Annotated in this window: 14 protein-coding genes; 4 read left to right on the top strand and 10 right to left on the bottom strand. The window is 59.0% G+C overall.

Features of this window, described 5'->3' with window-relative positions:
* Window positions 1-71: 71 nt before the first annotated feature.
* Window positions 72-1,523: a pyruvate kinase gene (gene pyk / locus SB725_RS18330; RefSeq protein ID WP_027922904.1), complete on the bottom strand. Its 1,452-nt coding sequence runs from the start codon at window positions 1,521-1,523 to the stop codon at window positions 72-74.
* A gap of 158 nt (window positions 1,524-1,681) precedes the next feature.
* Between pyk and SB725_RS18325 the strand changes: the two genes are divergently transcribed.
* Complete coding sequence (locus SB725_RS18325; protein ID WP_027922905.1) at window positions 1,682-2,056, top strand: tetratricopeptide repeat protein; 375 nt, start codon at window positions 1,682-1,684, stop codon at window positions 2,054-2,056.
* A 236-nt stretch (window positions 2,057-2,292) separates the two neighbouring features.
* On the top strand, window positions 2,293-2,652 hold the full coding sequence (locus SB725_RS18320; RefSeq protein WP_410922447.1) for a PilZ domain-containing protein: 360 nt from the start codon (window positions 2,293-2,295) through the stop codon (window positions 2,650-2,652).
* A 142-nt stretch (window positions 2,653-2,794) separates the two neighbouring features.
* On the opposite strand, the gene SB725_RS18315 is transcribed toward SB725_RS18320, so the two are convergent.
* From SB725_RS18315 to SB725_RS18280, 8 genes are all read right to left on the bottom strand, one after another.
* Window positions 2,795-3,184 carry a DUF6124 family protein gene (locus SB725_RS18315; protein WP_081743928.1) on the bottom strand — a complete coding sequence of 130 codons (390 nt, stop codon included), beginning with the start codon at window positions 3,182-3,184 and terminating at the stop codon, window positions 2,795-2,797.
* Between the two features lie 308 nt (window positions 3,185-3,492).
* The gene (locus SB725_RS18310; RefSeq protein ID WP_027922908.1) at window positions 3,493-3,735 is read right to left on the bottom strand and encodes a hypothetical protein; all 243 of its coding nucleotides are present in this window, start codon (window positions 3,733-3,735) and stop codon (window positions 3,493-3,495) included.
* A 136-nt stretch (window positions 3,736-3,871) separates the two neighbouring features.
* Entirely contained in the window at window positions 3,872-5,203 is a 1,332-nt protein-coding gene (locus SB725_RS18305; protein ID WP_410922446.1) for a DUF58 domain-containing protein, read from the bottom strand.
* The gene (locus tag SB725_RS18300) at window positions 5,200-6,201 is read right to left on the bottom strand and encodes an AAA family ATPase (RefSeq protein ID WP_027922910.1); all 1,002 of its coding nucleotides are present in this window, start codon (window positions 6,199-6,201) and stop codon (window positions 5,200-5,202) included. Before SB725_RS18300 ends, SB725_RS18305 begins: the two co-directional genes overlap by 4 nt.
* Window positions 6,198-7,361 (bottom strand): DUF4350 domain-containing protein, encoded by a 1,164-nt coding sequence (locus SB725_RS18295; RefSeq protein WP_059182254.1) that lies wholly within the window; start codon window positions 7,359-7,361, stop codon window positions 6,198-6,200. Before SB725_RS18295 ends, SB725_RS18300 begins: the two co-directional genes overlap by 4 nt.
* Window positions 7,358-8,902, bottom strand: a complete 1,545-nt coding sequence (locus SB725_RS18290; RefSeq protein WP_027922912.1) for a DUF4129 domain-containing protein — start codon at window positions 8,900-8,902, stop codon at window positions 7,358-7,360. The genes SB725_RS18295 and SB725_RS18290 overlap by 4 nt, the downstream gene beginning before the upstream one ends.
* Window positions 8,889-9,866 carry a stage II sporulation protein M gene (locus tag SB725_RS18285; RefSeq protein ID WP_059182256.1) on the bottom strand — a complete coding sequence of 326 codons (978 nt, stop codon included), beginning with the start codon at window positions 9,864-9,866 and terminating at the stop codon, window positions 8,889-8,891. Before SB725_RS18285 ends, SB725_RS18290 begins: the two co-directional genes overlap by 14 nt.
* Window positions 9,863-10,588: an RDD family protein gene (locus SB725_RS18280; RefSeq protein ID WP_027922914.1), complete on the bottom strand. Its 726-nt coding sequence runs from the start codon at window positions 10,586-10,588 to the stop codon at window positions 9,863-9,865. Before SB725_RS18280 ends, SB725_RS18285 begins: the two co-directional genes overlap by 4 nt.
* A 181-nt stretch (window positions 10,589-10,769) precedes the next feature.
* Between SB725_RS18280 and sbcB the strand changes: the two genes are divergently transcribed.
* A complete protein-coding gene (gene sbcB, locus SB725_RS18275; protein ID WP_027922915.1) occupies window positions 10,770-12,200 on the top strand; it encodes an exodeoxyribonuclease I in 1,431 nt (476 codons plus the stop codon).
* A gap of 99 nt (window positions 12,201-12,299) precedes the next feature.
* Here the strand turns inward: sbcB and mvaT are convergent, their stop codons facing one another.
* Window positions 12,300-12,677: a histone-like nucleoid-structuring protein MvaT gene (gene mvaT / locus SB725_RS18270; RefSeq protein WP_007945872.1), complete on the bottom strand. Its 378-nt coding sequence runs from the start codon at window positions 12,675-12,677 to the stop codon at window positions 12,300-12,302.
* 338 nt (window positions 12,678-13,015) lie between these two features.
* Between mvaT and purU the strand changes: the two genes are divergently transcribed.
* Window positions 13,016-13,864: a formyltetrahydrofolate deformylase gene (gene purU / locus SB725_RS18265; protein ID WP_027922916.1), complete on the top strand. Its 849-nt coding sequence runs from the start codon at window positions 13,016-13,018 to the stop codon at window positions 13,862-13,864.
* Window positions 13,865-13,934: the final 70 nt, after the last annotated feature.

The following is a 13,934-nucleotide window of genomic DNA, read 5'->3' as shown; positions in this document are numbered from 1 at the left end:
GCTGTTTGACCAGAATGCAAAAAGCCCCGCCATTCACATGGCGGGGCTTTTGTTTTTCAGCGGCCGGTCACTCAGACCATCGGGTCGCCAACGTGCAGGATTTTCATCCCGTTGGTGCCGCCGATGGTGTGGTAGCTGTCGCCTTTGGTCAGGATGACCCAGTCGCCTTTCTCCACAACGCCGCGCTTGAGCAACTCGTCGATCGCGGCCTGGCTGACTTGCTCAGGCGGCAGCGATGCCGGGTCGAACGGTACGGTGTAGACACCACGGAACATGGCCGCGCGGGCCTGGGTTTCGCGGTGTGGGGAGAACGCGTAGATCGGCACCGAAGAGCGGATGCGCGACATGATCAACGGCGTGTAGCCACTTTCGGTCAGGGCGATGATCGCTTTCACGCCCGGGAAGTGGTTGGCGGTGTACATGGCCGCCAGCGCGATGCTCTGGTCGCAGCTTTCGAACACTTTGCCGATACGGTGGCTGGAAGTCTTGCTGGTCGGGTGCTTTTCAGCGCCGACGCAGATGCGCGCCATCGCCTGAACAGCTTCCAGCGGGTACAGACCGGCAGCACTTTCGGCCGAAAGCATCACGGCGTCGGTGTAGTCGAGCACGGCGTTGGCCACGTCGGACACTTCGGCGCGGGTCGGCATCGGGTTCTGGATCATCGACTCCATCATCTGGGTCGCCACGATCACAGCCTTGTTGTGGCGGCGTGCGTGCAGAATGATTTTCTTCTGAATGCCCACCAGCTCAGCGTCGCCGATTTCCACACCCAAATCACCACGGGCAACCATGACCGCATCGGACGCCTGGATCAGCGCGTCGAGGGTTTCGTCGTCAGCCACGGCTTCGGCGCGTTCGATCTTCGCCACCAGCCAGGCAGTACCGCCGGCCTCGTCGCGCAGTTGACGGGCGTATTCCATGTCGGCGGCGTCACGCGGGAAGGACACGGCGAGGTAGTCGACTTCCATCTCGGCAGCGAGTTTGATGTCGGCCTTGTCTTTCTCGGTCAGGGCCGGAGCGGTCAAGCCACCGCCGCGACGGTTGATGCCTTTATGGTCGGACAGCGGACCGCCGATCAGCACGGTGCAGTTCAGCTCGGTGGCGGTGGCGGTATCAACGCGCATTACCACGCGACCGTCGTCGAGCAGTAGCTCGTCGCCCACGCCGCAGTCTTTGACCAGGTCCGGGTAGTCGATGCCGACCACTTGCTGGTTGCCTTCGGTCAGAGGATGGCTGGTGGAGAAGGTGAATTGATCACCGATCTTCAGCTCGATCTTCTTGTTGGCGAATTTGGCGATACGGATTTTCGGGCCTTGCAGGTCACCCAGCAGGGCAACGAAGCGGCCGTGCTTGGCAGCGAGGTCACGCACCAGCTTCGCGCGAGCCTTGTGCTCGTCGGGGGTGCCGTGGGAGAAGTTCAGGCGGGCGACGTCCAGGCCAGCCAGAATCAGCTGTTCGAGAACTTCCGGCGAGTTACTGGCCGGGCCAAGGGTAGCGACGATTTTGGTACGACGGACGGACATTCAAAGACTCCTGAGTTCAAGCGCTGAGTGAGGCTACTATGCTCCGTGGGTGTAGTCATTGTTCGTATGCACTACTTTTTCGTTTGTTTATTGAAATGAACATTCCTGAAGATTTTCGCCAGCAGGCCGATACAGCGCTCAAGACAGGAGATCCCCCCATGCGATTTGCGCTCATTGCCGTCCTTGCCCTCAGTGTGACGGGTTGTGCCCGTTGGTCGATGAACCATCATTTAAACCTCGCGTACAGCGCCTACGATCGTGGCAATTGCGAGCAGGTCATGCTCGAACTGTCGAAAGTCGAGCGCTCCAGCCGTGCGCGGCCTTATGTGTGGCCAGAAGTGTCGATGATGCGCGGCCAGTGCCTGGAACGGCAGATGCTGTTCGTCGATGCGGCGCAGACTTACCAGTACATCATTGCCACCTACCCGCAAAGCGAATACGCCTACCGCGCCCGCGCTCGTCTGGAAACCCTGCAGAGTACGGGCCATTACCCACTGCGCAACGCTGCGAGCCCACGCCCGGCGACGTACTGATTGCCGTTTTCCCTGGCCGCTCGGCGGGGGTGAGCTATAGTCCAGGAGATCGGTTTTAGAGCCTTGCCTTTAAAGCCGAGGTCATACCTGTGATCGGCAGGAGTAAGCGTCAGCGGTTGCACGGACTGTCGCACCGGGAACGGGGAGAGCGTGTTCACTTCCATGGACGAAATGGAAGAGCCCGTTCCGAAGCATTAGTGCGGCCCTGCTTAAGGGCCTTGCTGGGCCATTTGCGCATGTTTACCGACCGCCGGATCGAGCGGCATCAGCTGCCGTATTTCTTGAGAGTGTTCAACAGCGTCACCGACAAACCCATCGGCTTTCTCGGCAACGTGTCTGCAGACGGGCTGATGCTCATCAGTCAGTTGCCCATGATGGTGGGTGTCGACTTTGACCTGCGTCTGAAAATCCCCGCCACCGACGGTTGCCAGCAGGTCATCGACCTTTCGGCGTGTTGCCTGTGGTGCCATGAAGACGCAACCCCCCACCATTACGACGCCGGGTTCAGCCTGCAACGGGCACCGCCGGAGTATGGGCAATTGGTGGAGGCGCTGACGCAGTACTTCAGTTTTCAGCCGATGCCGGCGTCTGCCTGAAGTTCATTGGCGTTTTCACCATCGCCATCGCGGGCAAGCCCGCTCCCACAGTGTCTGGCGTCGTTCACAAAACTGTGTGTTCGCCGCCGATCCCTGTGGGAGCGGGCTTGCCCGCGAAGACGTCAGCACAATCGACGGGTAGTTAAGCGGCGGTCACCTTGATCGCCTTCTCGTTATCCAGCGACCGCTCCACCAGCATCAACCCCAACTCGCTCATCCGATAAATCGCCATCGCCAGATGCCGCGGCGTGTTGTCCAGGCTTTCAGCCAGGTCGAGCAGCAGAATGCTGACCGTCGAAAACGTTTCGTAGGTCTCGATGGTCAAGGCTTCGGGATTGGCGTCCGGGACAACGGTGAACATTTTCATGTGTCTTTCCTCATTAGCGCATTCGTCGGCAAAGCACGATTCAGTGTTTTTCCGTTTGAGATAGTGATCTAGAGCTTTTTTGGCAGCTTCGTGGAGTTTTCTCGAATCGAGGAAACTGTAGGGGGAAGGAAGATTCATTCTGGGTAACACGGATCTGGGGGGCATTGGTTCACTCCTTGTTGGGCTACACCACTTCTGTACGAGACGAAATGGGCGGCGGTCGGTAGGAGAACCTTATGTTGGGACGGGGCTTGCCACAATCAGACAGGGTCGATGAGATCTGTAGGCAGTGGCGCTTCATTATGTAGTCGTTTGCACGGCTATGCTCCACCATGTGGCGGGTGCAAAAAGTGGGTTGCCTGTCATGAATGTATGACGTCGCGTGGCGGAGCATCTTCCCCTAGCTATTAGGCGATAAAGAGCTAGGGGAATAGCTGAGGAAAGACGGCAGGAAATTGAAGGTTAGCTAGGCGTTAGGATCCGGGCTTTTTTGGATTCCGTGGTTCATTAAAATCTGTAGAGATAGAGAGAAGTGCCAACGTTATAAATTCTTGGTTTCGATCGAGTGCTTCCAGCGCACCTTGGATGTTACCCGCTACTTCGATAGCCCCATGTTGCTCCACCCAATTTGATAGCTCTTCTACTGCCGCTCCCAGCGCCAGTTGGTTCTCATAGATTTTCGTTAGCACTGAAGCGAATATAGTTTTCTCGTCCATGAACAATTCCTTGTGATTGAGATATGAGGCTGTTAGTCAGGTTTTTTTCGATTTTTAGGATGAGCGGAAGTGATTAGTGCTCGTTTACAGTATTTATTTGCATCTCAAGACCAGACCAATCAATTGCGGCTCGCCATTAAATTGTTCCGGATTTTTTCCAACCTAAATAGCGAGTCACCAATTCTGCCCCCAACTCCATTGGTTGGGCATCAAGCACTGGCACTCCATGAGCGCTCAACCGCTCATGGAGTTCTGCCCGTGCATTAAGGTAATCCACCGTCCCGCAATACGTCAGCGCCTCCGGCAAGGTTTGCACCGGCGCGTGCCGCAAATGGTCGAGCAAGTCTTCACGCAAACTCGCCACCAGCACCCGATGTTGCTTGCTCAGGCGTTTGACCGCGGTCAACAACTCTTCATCATCTTCATCGCGCAGGTTGGTGACCAGCACCACCAGTGCCCGGCGTTTTTGGCGGGCCAGTAGTTGCGTGACGGCCGCCTGGTAATCGGCGGGGCGTTGGGTGCTGTCGAGGTCGTAGACGCTGTTGAGCAAGACGTTCAATTGGCCAGTGCCTTTGACCGGGGCCAGGTAATGCGCGCGATCGCTGGCGAACGTACTCAGACCCACCGCATCGCCCTGGCGCAGGGCGATGTAGCTGAGCAAGAGGCAGGCATTGAGTGCGTGATCGAAATGCGCGAGTTCGCCGTCCTGGCTGCGCATGTGCCGGCCGCAGTCGAGCATGAGGATGATCTGCTGGTCGCGCTCGTCCTGATATTCGCGGGCGATGGGTGTGCGTTGGCGGGCGGTGGCTTTCCAGTCGATCTGGCGCAGGCTGTCGCCTTCACGGAACTCTCTCAGTTGATGAAATTCGAGGCCCAGCCCCCGACGTTGTTTTTGGCGTACACCGAGCTGGCTGATCCAGTTGTCCACCGCCAACAGTTCGCCGCCATAGAGGCGAGCGAAGTCGGGGTAGACGCGGGTGGAGTCGACTGCGTTCAGCAGGCGTTTGTCGGACCATAATCCGAGCGGGCTGGGCAGGCTGATTTCGCAGTGTTCGAAGCTGAAGTGGCCGCGTTTGAGCGGGCGCAGTCGATAGCCCATCTGGCTCTGTAGGCCGGGTTGCAATTCGACGGTCAGCGGCAGGTTTTCAACACTCAGTCCCGACGGCACATGGTCGAAAAGCTGCACGTTCAGCGGTTGGGTGAACGCATGCTCAACATCCAGTCGCACTTCACTCCACCGACCCAACGCCAGGCTGCCGGGCATGTGTCGGCGCAGGCGCGGCGAGGGCAGGCGTTTGAGGCGCAAGGCGTCGAGCACGGCCAGCGCGAACAGGGCCAGCAGCAGTCCCCAGTTGATCGACAGAAGGGGCGATGGGACGGTGATGTCCAGCGCCCGCGACGCGCCCAGCACGATGCCGATGGCCAGCAGGATTGCGAGCCAGATCAGCAGCAGGCGCGAGGGTTTCACAGGCGCGGCGCCGGTACTTGGTCGAGCAATTGCCCGAGCACCTGATCGACGTCCAGCCCTTCGATATCCAGCTCCGGCGCGATGCGTACGCGATGACGCAATACCGCCAGCGCACAGCCCTTGATGTCGTCCGGAATCACAAATTCACCGCCACGCAGCAAGGCACGGGCCCGGGCGCAGCGCACCAGTGCAATGGACGCCCGAGGACCGGCGCCGAGGATCAGGCCGGGCCAGGTCCGGGTCGCGCGGGCCAGGCGGACGGCGTAGTCGAGCACCTGGTCGTCCAGCGGCAAGTCGCTGGCAATGCGCTGCAAGGCCGACACGTCTTTGGCTTGCATCAGGGTGCGCAGCGGTTGCACATCGAGCATGTCGGCGCGGGTCGAGCGGCTGACCTGGCGGACCATGTTCAGCTCTTGCTCGACGTCGGGGTAATCCATGCGCACCTTGAGCATGAAGCGATCAAGCTCGGCTTCGGGCAGGGGATAGGTGCCTTCCTGTTCGATGGGGTTTTGCGTGGCGAGCACCATGAACGGTTGCACGATGGGCAGGGCGCGGCCTTCCAGGGTGACCTGGCGTTCCTGCATGGCTTCGAGCAGCGCGGCCTGGGTTTTCGCCGGGGCGCGGTTGATCTCGTCGGCCAGCAGCAGGTTGGTGAACAACGGGCCTTTACGCAATTTGAACTGCTCGGTGTTCAAGTCGTAGACCGCGTGCCCGGTGACGTCGCTGGGCATCAGGTCGGGGGTGAACTGGATGCGTGCAAACTCGCCGCCGAAGCACTTGGCGAGGGCGCGCACCAGCAAGGTCTTGCCCAGCCCCGGCACGCCTTCGAGCAGCACATGACCGCCGGCGATCAGCGCTGTCAGCACGTCGTCGATCACGGTGTCCTGGCCAATCACGGCTTTCTGCAATTCGCCGCGCACCGCCTGGGCCAGTTGACTGGCACGCTGGCGTTGCTGGGCGACGTGAGTCGGCGAGCCGGGCTCGATCTGTTCACTCATAGCGTGTTCCTCAAGGTTTGCAGGTGGGCGACCTGACGGCTGAAGTCAGCGCTGGACAGCCGCTGTTTCGGTCGCGGGCTCATGGCCTGGCTGATAGCGCGTGTGGGTTGGCCGGTCAGGCGTGCGAGCACCAGCCATTGCTCGGCGACGCCGAGTTGTTCGAAACCGGGATGACGGCGCCGCACACGGCGCAGGATGTCTTGTTGCAACGCTTGCAGCAGGTGCTGCTGACCCTGGCGACGCAACATGAAATCGGCGCTGGCGCGCAGGTGCTCCTGGAGTTGGCGACGGCCTTTCGTGGCAGGCTCCAGCAGCGGCCCCTGGCGTACGCCAACGTGCCAGAACCCGAGGGCGATCAGCGCAATCAAGGCCACCAATGCCTGTGGGAAATAACGCCACAGCAAGGTCAACAGGCTGTCGTGATCGGTGTTGAACAACAACGTCACGCGTGTGTCCGCCGTCAGATACCAGAGCAGCCAGGCGTTGTCGTACTGGTCGATGGCGGGGGTTTTCCACAGGTCGGCGTCGGTGACCACGATGATCGAACCGAGCCCGTGGTTGAGCTGCATCATGTGCGTGGCCTTGCCGCTGTTGGCCCAGGATTGCGCGAGGTTCTTCGGGTCTTCGAGGTGGAATGCCGTGTCGAAGCTGGCGTAGGCCGGTGCTTCTTCATCTTCCAGATACAGCTTGGTCAGTTTGGGATAGGGATCGTCGAGGATGTCGGGCGGTGGCTCCTTGAGGTCTTTGCTCAAGGTCTGGTGCAACTGCACCCGGTCGAGCAGCAGATCGTTGCTCTGGCCGGTCTTTTCATCCCACAACGACTGGGCGACAAACAACAAGCGGCCACCGGCCCGAGTCCAGTTCATCACCTGATCAATCTGGCGTGGGGTCATGTTGTAGCGGTCACCCAGCAATAGCAGGCTGTGCTGACGGGGATCGAGGGTGGGTAACACGTCAATTCCGTTGGCATGGCTGACGGTCAGGCCCTGCTTGCGCAAAAAGTGTTCAGCGGCGAGGTAAGGATTGGCCTGCGCTTCAGGCGATGGGCCGTGATCGATTTCCTCCTGAAAGGGCGTGGCTTTCAGGTACAGGTAAATACCCAGTGCGCCGACCAGCAGGGCGATGACCATGCCGACAAACAACCCTGAACGCCGGCTCAATGGGCGGCTCCCGGGCCGAACAACGTTCGCCAGCCGTCACACAGTTCCTGTTGTGAATGCGCGGGTGGAAGACGATGACCGTAAGCCATGTTTTGCCAATGACGAGTCAGGGTTTTACTAAAGGCCAGCAACGCCGGTTGTTGCAGTTGTTCGATGCGTTGGAGGACTTCGCCTTCGGTATCGGCGGTTTTCAGCGCGATGTGGTGGTCGTGCAGCAAGTGGCTGAGCAGGGCGCGATAGAGCAGACCAAGGGCTGCGCGCGGATCGGTTTGCCAGAGGCTTTCGGCGCTGGCGGCAATGTCGTCGGGCAGGGTTTCACGGTTGAGGTCCAGGCCAAAAGCCTGCTGCGGTATTGGACGGGCGATTTTTCTTTTCAATGAGGGGCGACGACTCACGAACGCCTGCAACCAGTCACGGTAACGCCAGATCAGCAGGCCGACGCCAGCCATCACCGCGCCCCACAGCAGCACTTCAATCAAGGTGGCGAGGACGCCGAACCGCTGGCTGTCGAGCAGTGCAAGCAACGCCTTCAGCCATTCGGGTGTCTTGCTGTCGTCCGTGGTTTTGGTATCGGGTTTTTCTTCGCCAAACCGATAGCGGGTCACCGTTTCCTTGTTTTTGAACGGTGGCTGTTCGAGGAGGGCTTTGATGCTGTCTTTTGACGCCTGGCTGGTCAGCGGTTGATTGAGCAGGCGTGGGCTGTCCGGTGTGATGATGGGCTCAGCGGCCCAGACGTGTTGTGTGCCCGGTATCCACAGGATTGCCGCCAGCAACAGGGTAAGGGCGGTTGTGCTGAGGCGTTGGCGCAAACGGCGGAACACCAGTTCGATGTCCCACGCTTCCAGCACCGTGCGGCGGTTCAGGTAAAGACTGAAGCCGCAGGCCACATAGATCGGCTCCCAGACCATCAGCACCAGCACGTAAAAAGCATTGATAAGGTGTTCCAGCCATCGCCAGTCCTGCACGGCGGCGGTGATCAAGGTCTGCCAGCTCCAGTCGAGTTCGATCTGCTGCGGCAGGAGCAGGTAGAACAGCACCATCAGGCCAATCCACAGCGCGCTCTCCAGGTGCACGCCGATAATGGTCAGCCATTGCGCGGCACCGGCATTGCGCTGCAGCAGTACCTGCAAGCGCTGTTCGCGCGCGTGACCGTGGAGGCCTTCGAGTTGCACCACCGGCATGACAAAACTACGGCTCAGGCTCAGGCGGCGCCAGGTCAGGCTGGCCAGCAGTTGCGGCTTGAGCAGGCGCGGCCATTCGCGCAGCGCCTGTTTGAGTGTCGGCGTTTCACCGAACAGGCTTTTGGACAGGATGTACAACGGCAAGCGATCGAACGCCGGTTTGAGCCACCAGAAGAGGAACACGGCAAGGGACGGCGAATCCCAGAAGATTGCACTGAGCAGGGCGAAGATCGGCAAGGTGACGATGGCCCAACTGGTCATCAGCAGGCGACGATGGCGCTGGCTCATCAGCACGCCCAGGTCCATGGCTTCCCAGGTGGTGCGCGGACGGATCACGACGGTGGCGTCACTCAGGCGCATGGCGAGTTCGTCCGGCAAACAGCAAATAAGTCGCGACCAACGCCCAGAGCGCGGCGCCGACCAGGTATTTGGTCATGGGCTCCGGTGCTGTCATCGACGACCAGTACGCTTCGATAAACGCCGCAATCAACAGAAACACCATCACGCCGCAGATCAGCAGTACGCTCTTGCGTGCCGCCAGTCGCAGCGCTTCGGCGCGGGGCAGGCGTCCCGGCGCGATCAATGCCCAGCCCAGTTTCAGGCCGGCGGCACCGGCCAGGGCAATGGCCGTCAGTTCAAAAGCACCGTGGCCGATCACGAACGACCAGAAGGTTTGCCCGTAGCCGACGTGCGTCAGGTGCCCGGCCACTGCGCCGATGATCAAGCCGTTGAACAGCAGGAAAAACGCGCTCCCCAGACCGAAGAACAAACCGCTGGCAAAGGTCTGAAAGGCGATGCCGATGTTGTGCATGATGTAGTAACCGAACATCACCCAGTCTTCACTGGCGGCGCGTTCCGCCGTGCGTCCCAAATGGCCGGCGACGGGGTCGTACATGCTTTGCATCTCGCTGACCTGCTCGGCCGGGATCAGGTTGTAGACCAGGTCCGGGAACAGATACACCAGCAGCGCGAAGCTGATCAGACTGCCAAAAAACATCAGGCCGGCGGCCAGTACGAACCGCCACTGTTCACGCACCAGGCGCGGGAAGTCGGCCAGGATAAAGCCCAGTAGGTTGGCGCCCAGTTGACTGCGGTGCCGATACAGCTGTTGATGCCCACGCAGCACGAGTTGCTGCAAGGAATCGATCAGGAAACTGCTGTAGCCGCGTTCCCGAGCCAGCGCCAGGTGTTGGCAAAGCTGCCGATAGTCCTTGGGGAAACCGGCGATTCGGGAGACGTCCTTGCCGCGCTCCAGTCGATCCAGTGTCAGGGAAAACTGTTCCCACTCGGCCCTGTGGTGGGTTTCGAAATGGCTTTGCTTCATGCGGGCCCCAACAAGCCGCGGGCGATGCCATTGAGTGCGACCACCGCGTGTGGCGCAGAGACCTGCAACGGTTGAGCCAGGATCGACGCCAGTTCATGTGTACGCGCCTTGGAGAGTTCACCCTGGCGTTCGGCGAAAGCGAGGATGGCGCGTTGTTCGGGCAGGGTCAGGGTGAAGGCCGGACGCAGGGGGGTGGCTTCGGGCAGTTGCGGTCGGGTGAGCGGTTGTTCGCGGTAGATCACCAGCGTGCCGGCGGCCAGGTCGCCGAGGCGTTTGAAGGTCGGGTGTTGCAGGCAGCTGATGGCCCCGAGGAAATAGCCGAATGGCAGCAGGTCGACAAATCGCAACAGGTTGCGCAGCAGCGAAGCGGACCAGCCGATCGGCGTGCCGTCGTCCTGCACCACGCGCAAGCCCATCCACTGTTTGCCCGGCGAGCGGCCCTGATTGAGCACTTCGAACAGCACCATGTACCACCAGCTCACCCCGAACAGCAGGATCGAGCCCAGCCCGGCGCCCAGCTTTCCGAGAAACGCCAAGACGATAAACAACAGGCCGAGGATCAGCCCGCGTATCCCTAAATCAATGGCGAACGCCAGCGCACGGACCATCAACCCGGCCGGGCGCAGTGGCAAGTCGATGCCTTCGGGCGTTTCGACTTGATACCGCGTATCCAGTGGCGGGGACAGCGTCGCTTTCCTTGGCAGTGCTGTGGTCTCGAGCATGGGCAACCTTATGTGGCCTGTTCGGGATTCAATGTCTACCCGATGCTAGCAGCCTCTCGGGGGAAAACGACATAACTATGTATTGCACGGTGAGTGGCCAGAGGTGATTGAATGACAGATTACTGGCCGGGGCGGGATGTGAACGCCTAGACTTTGCCGATCTTCAGTTCAGGAACAGCCCGTGACCTCGATCTTCTGGTACGACTATGAAACCACTGGCATCAACCCCCGTTGCGATCGTCCGCTGCAAGTGGCGGGGATTCGCACCGACTTCGATCTCAATGAAATAGACGAGCCGGTCAACCTTTACTGCCAGCCCAGTGAGGACATCCTGCCGCATCCGGCGGCGTGCGCCATCACCGGAATCACGCCCGCTCGACTCGCCGAACAGGGCTTGAGCGAAGCGGACTTCATGACCCGTGTGCATGCCCAGTTGGCAGCGCCGGGCACGTGCGGTGCGGGTTACAACACGCTGCGTTTCGACGACGAGATGACCCGTTACAGCCTGTATCGAAATTTTTTCGACCCCTATGCCCGCGAGTGGCAGGGCGGCAACAGCCGCTGGGACCTGATCGATGTGGTGCGTGCAGCGTATGCCTTGCGGCCCGACGGGCTCGTCTGGCCGACGGATGAAGAAGGGCGAGTAACGCTCAAGCTCGAACGTCTGACCGCCGCCAACAATATTGATCATGGCAATGCCCACGAGGCGCTGTCGGACGTTCGCGCCACCATTGCGCTGGCGCGGCTGATTCGTGAAAAACAGCCGAAGTTGTATGACTGGCTGTTCAAGTTGCGCAGTAAGCAAAAGGTGATGGACCAGATCCGCCTGTTGCAGCCGATGGTGCATATTTCCGGGCGGTTCTCGGCCGCGCGCAGTTACGTCGGCGTGGTGCTGCCCCTGGCCTGGCACCCACGCAACAAGAACGCCTTGATTGTCTGTGACCTGCATCTGGATCCTCAGGGCCTGCTGGATCTGGATGCCGAGACCTTGCGTCAGCGCCTGTATACCCGTCGCGATGAGCTGTTCGAAGGCGAACTGCCGGTGCCGCTTAAACTCATTCACATCAACAAGTGCCCGGTGGTCGCACCGTTGTCGGTACTTCGACCTGACGATCAGCGACGTCTGGGGCTGGACATGGCGCTTTATCAGGAACGGTCGCTGCGGCTAATCGACGCACAACTAGTGTGGCGAGATAAAGTGCAGGCGATTTATGCCCGCGAAGATTTCACGTCGAGCCAGGACCCCGAGCAACAGTTATACGATGGTTTTATCGGTGATCGGGACCGGCGTCTATGCGAGCAAGTCCGAACCGCGGACCCTGCCCAATTATCACAAGAGCAGTGGCCTTTCGATGACGAACGCTTGCCGGAATTATTGTTTCGATATCGCGCACGCAACTTCCCCGATACGTTGAATTCCGAGGAGCAAGCGCGTTGGCAATTATTCTGTCAGCAACGTCTGACAGTGCCCGAATGTGGCGCACCCAATACGCTGAATAGTTTTACAGAAGCCGCGGCCCAATTGCATGAAACTGCTACATCGTTTCAGCGAGAGGTGCTCAATGAATGGCAAAATTATGTCGAAGCATTACGCAAACGTTTGAATCTTTGAAAACGAAAATAGACATGCCTCAATGGCAGGCATAAAAAAACGCCAGCTTTCGCTGGCGTTATTTTTTGTCACGCTTTTATCTGTGACAAGCGCTATGGCTTAGCCCAGCAGGGTAGCCCAGCCTTCAACCACGTCGCCGCCCCACTTGGCTTTCCACTCTTTCAGAGTTTTGTGGTTGCCACCTTTGGTTTCGATGACTTCGCCATTGTGCGGGTTTTTGTATTGTTTAACTTTGCGAGCACGCTTGGTGCCAGTAGTTTTTACTGCACCGCCGCGTGGCGCTTTGGATTTGGACTCTGGATCCAACAGCGCGATGATGTCACGCAGGGACTTGGAGTATTCGCCCATCAGGGTGCGCAGTTTGCCTTCGAATTCCAGCTCGGTTTGCAGTTTGTCGTCTTGGGACAGGTTCTTCAAACGGGCTTGCAGCTCTTTGATAGCTTCTTCGGTGGCACGATATTCGTTGATCAAGGACATGAGGACTACCTTATGTTGGAGACTGGATGGCAGGGGGACAGTGCCGCAATAATAGTCAGGGTGTTTCATCAAGTAAACATTTAACCGGCGTTTTAATTAAATTAGTTGTCAGGAATAGGGCGCAGATTGAAGAGCTGATTAAATAGTGTGATGCAGTCATCACAGATCTTCACAAATGGACTCTTGATATCGACTAAAAGATCACCACCGCGCGGGGAACGGGTGCTTTCCTGGCCGGCTCCACAGACCGTGTGCCAGGCAAGACGTCATCAATACTGCAGTTTTGTTGCGTAATCGCTAGAATGGCGGCCTTTGCGAAGTTCTGGAGTTTCCCCCTCATGCGCACTTTTCGGCTGGTGATTGCTTGCCCGGACCGCGTCGGCATCGTTGCTAAAGTCAGTAACTTTCTGGCGTCACATAACGGCTGGATCACCGAAGCGAGCCATCACTCGGACAACCTCAGTGGCTGGTTCTTCATGCGTCACGAAATTCGTGCCGATTCGCTGCCTTTCGGTATCGAAGCCTTCCGCGAAGCCTTTGCACCGATAGCTGAAGAGTTCTCGATGAATTGGCGCATCACCGATACCGCGCAGAAAAAACGCGTGGTATTGATGGCCAGCCGCGAATCCCACTGCCTGGCTGACTTGCTGCACCGCTGGCACAGTGATGAACTGGACTGCGAAATCTCCTGCGTGATTTCCAACCACGACGATTTGCGCAGCATGGTCGAGTGGCACGGCATTCCTTATTACCATGTGCCGGTCAATCCACAGGACAAAGAGCCGGCGTTCGCCGAAGTCTCGCGTCTGGTCAAACAGCACGATGCTGAAGTGGTGGTACTTGCCCGATACATGCAAATTCTGCCGCCGGCGTTGTGCAGCGAATACGCGCACAAGGTCATTAACATTCACCACAGCTTCCTGCCTTCATTCGTTGGCGCCAAGCCGTATCATCAGGCCTCCCTGCGCGGTGTGAAGTTGATCGGCGCAACCTGCCACTACGTGACCGAAGAGCTGGATGCCGGCCCGATCATCGAGCAGGACGTGGTGCGTGTCAGCCACAGTGACAGCATTGAAGACATGGTGCGTTTCGGCCGTGACGTCGAGAAAATGGTGTTGGCACGCGGTCTGCGTTATCACCTGGAAGACCGGGTGTTGGTACACGGCAACAAGACAGTCGTGTTCTGATAACAGTGCATTACAGTTGAAATTCGAAGGGCCTGGGCGTTCAATCGCTTCAGGCCCTTCGCCGTTTCTG

Origin of the sequence: Pseudomonas sp. SIMBA_041, assembly GCF_046535095.1 — a bacterium.
Taxonomy (GTDB): domain Bacteria; phylum Pseudomonadota; class Gammaproteobacteria; order Pseudomonadales; family Pseudomonadaceae; genus Aquipseudomonas; species Aquipseudomonas mucoides.
The sequence above is the reverse complement of the archived record's forward strand: the minus strand, read 5'-3'. Positions and strand labels throughout refer to the sequence as shown.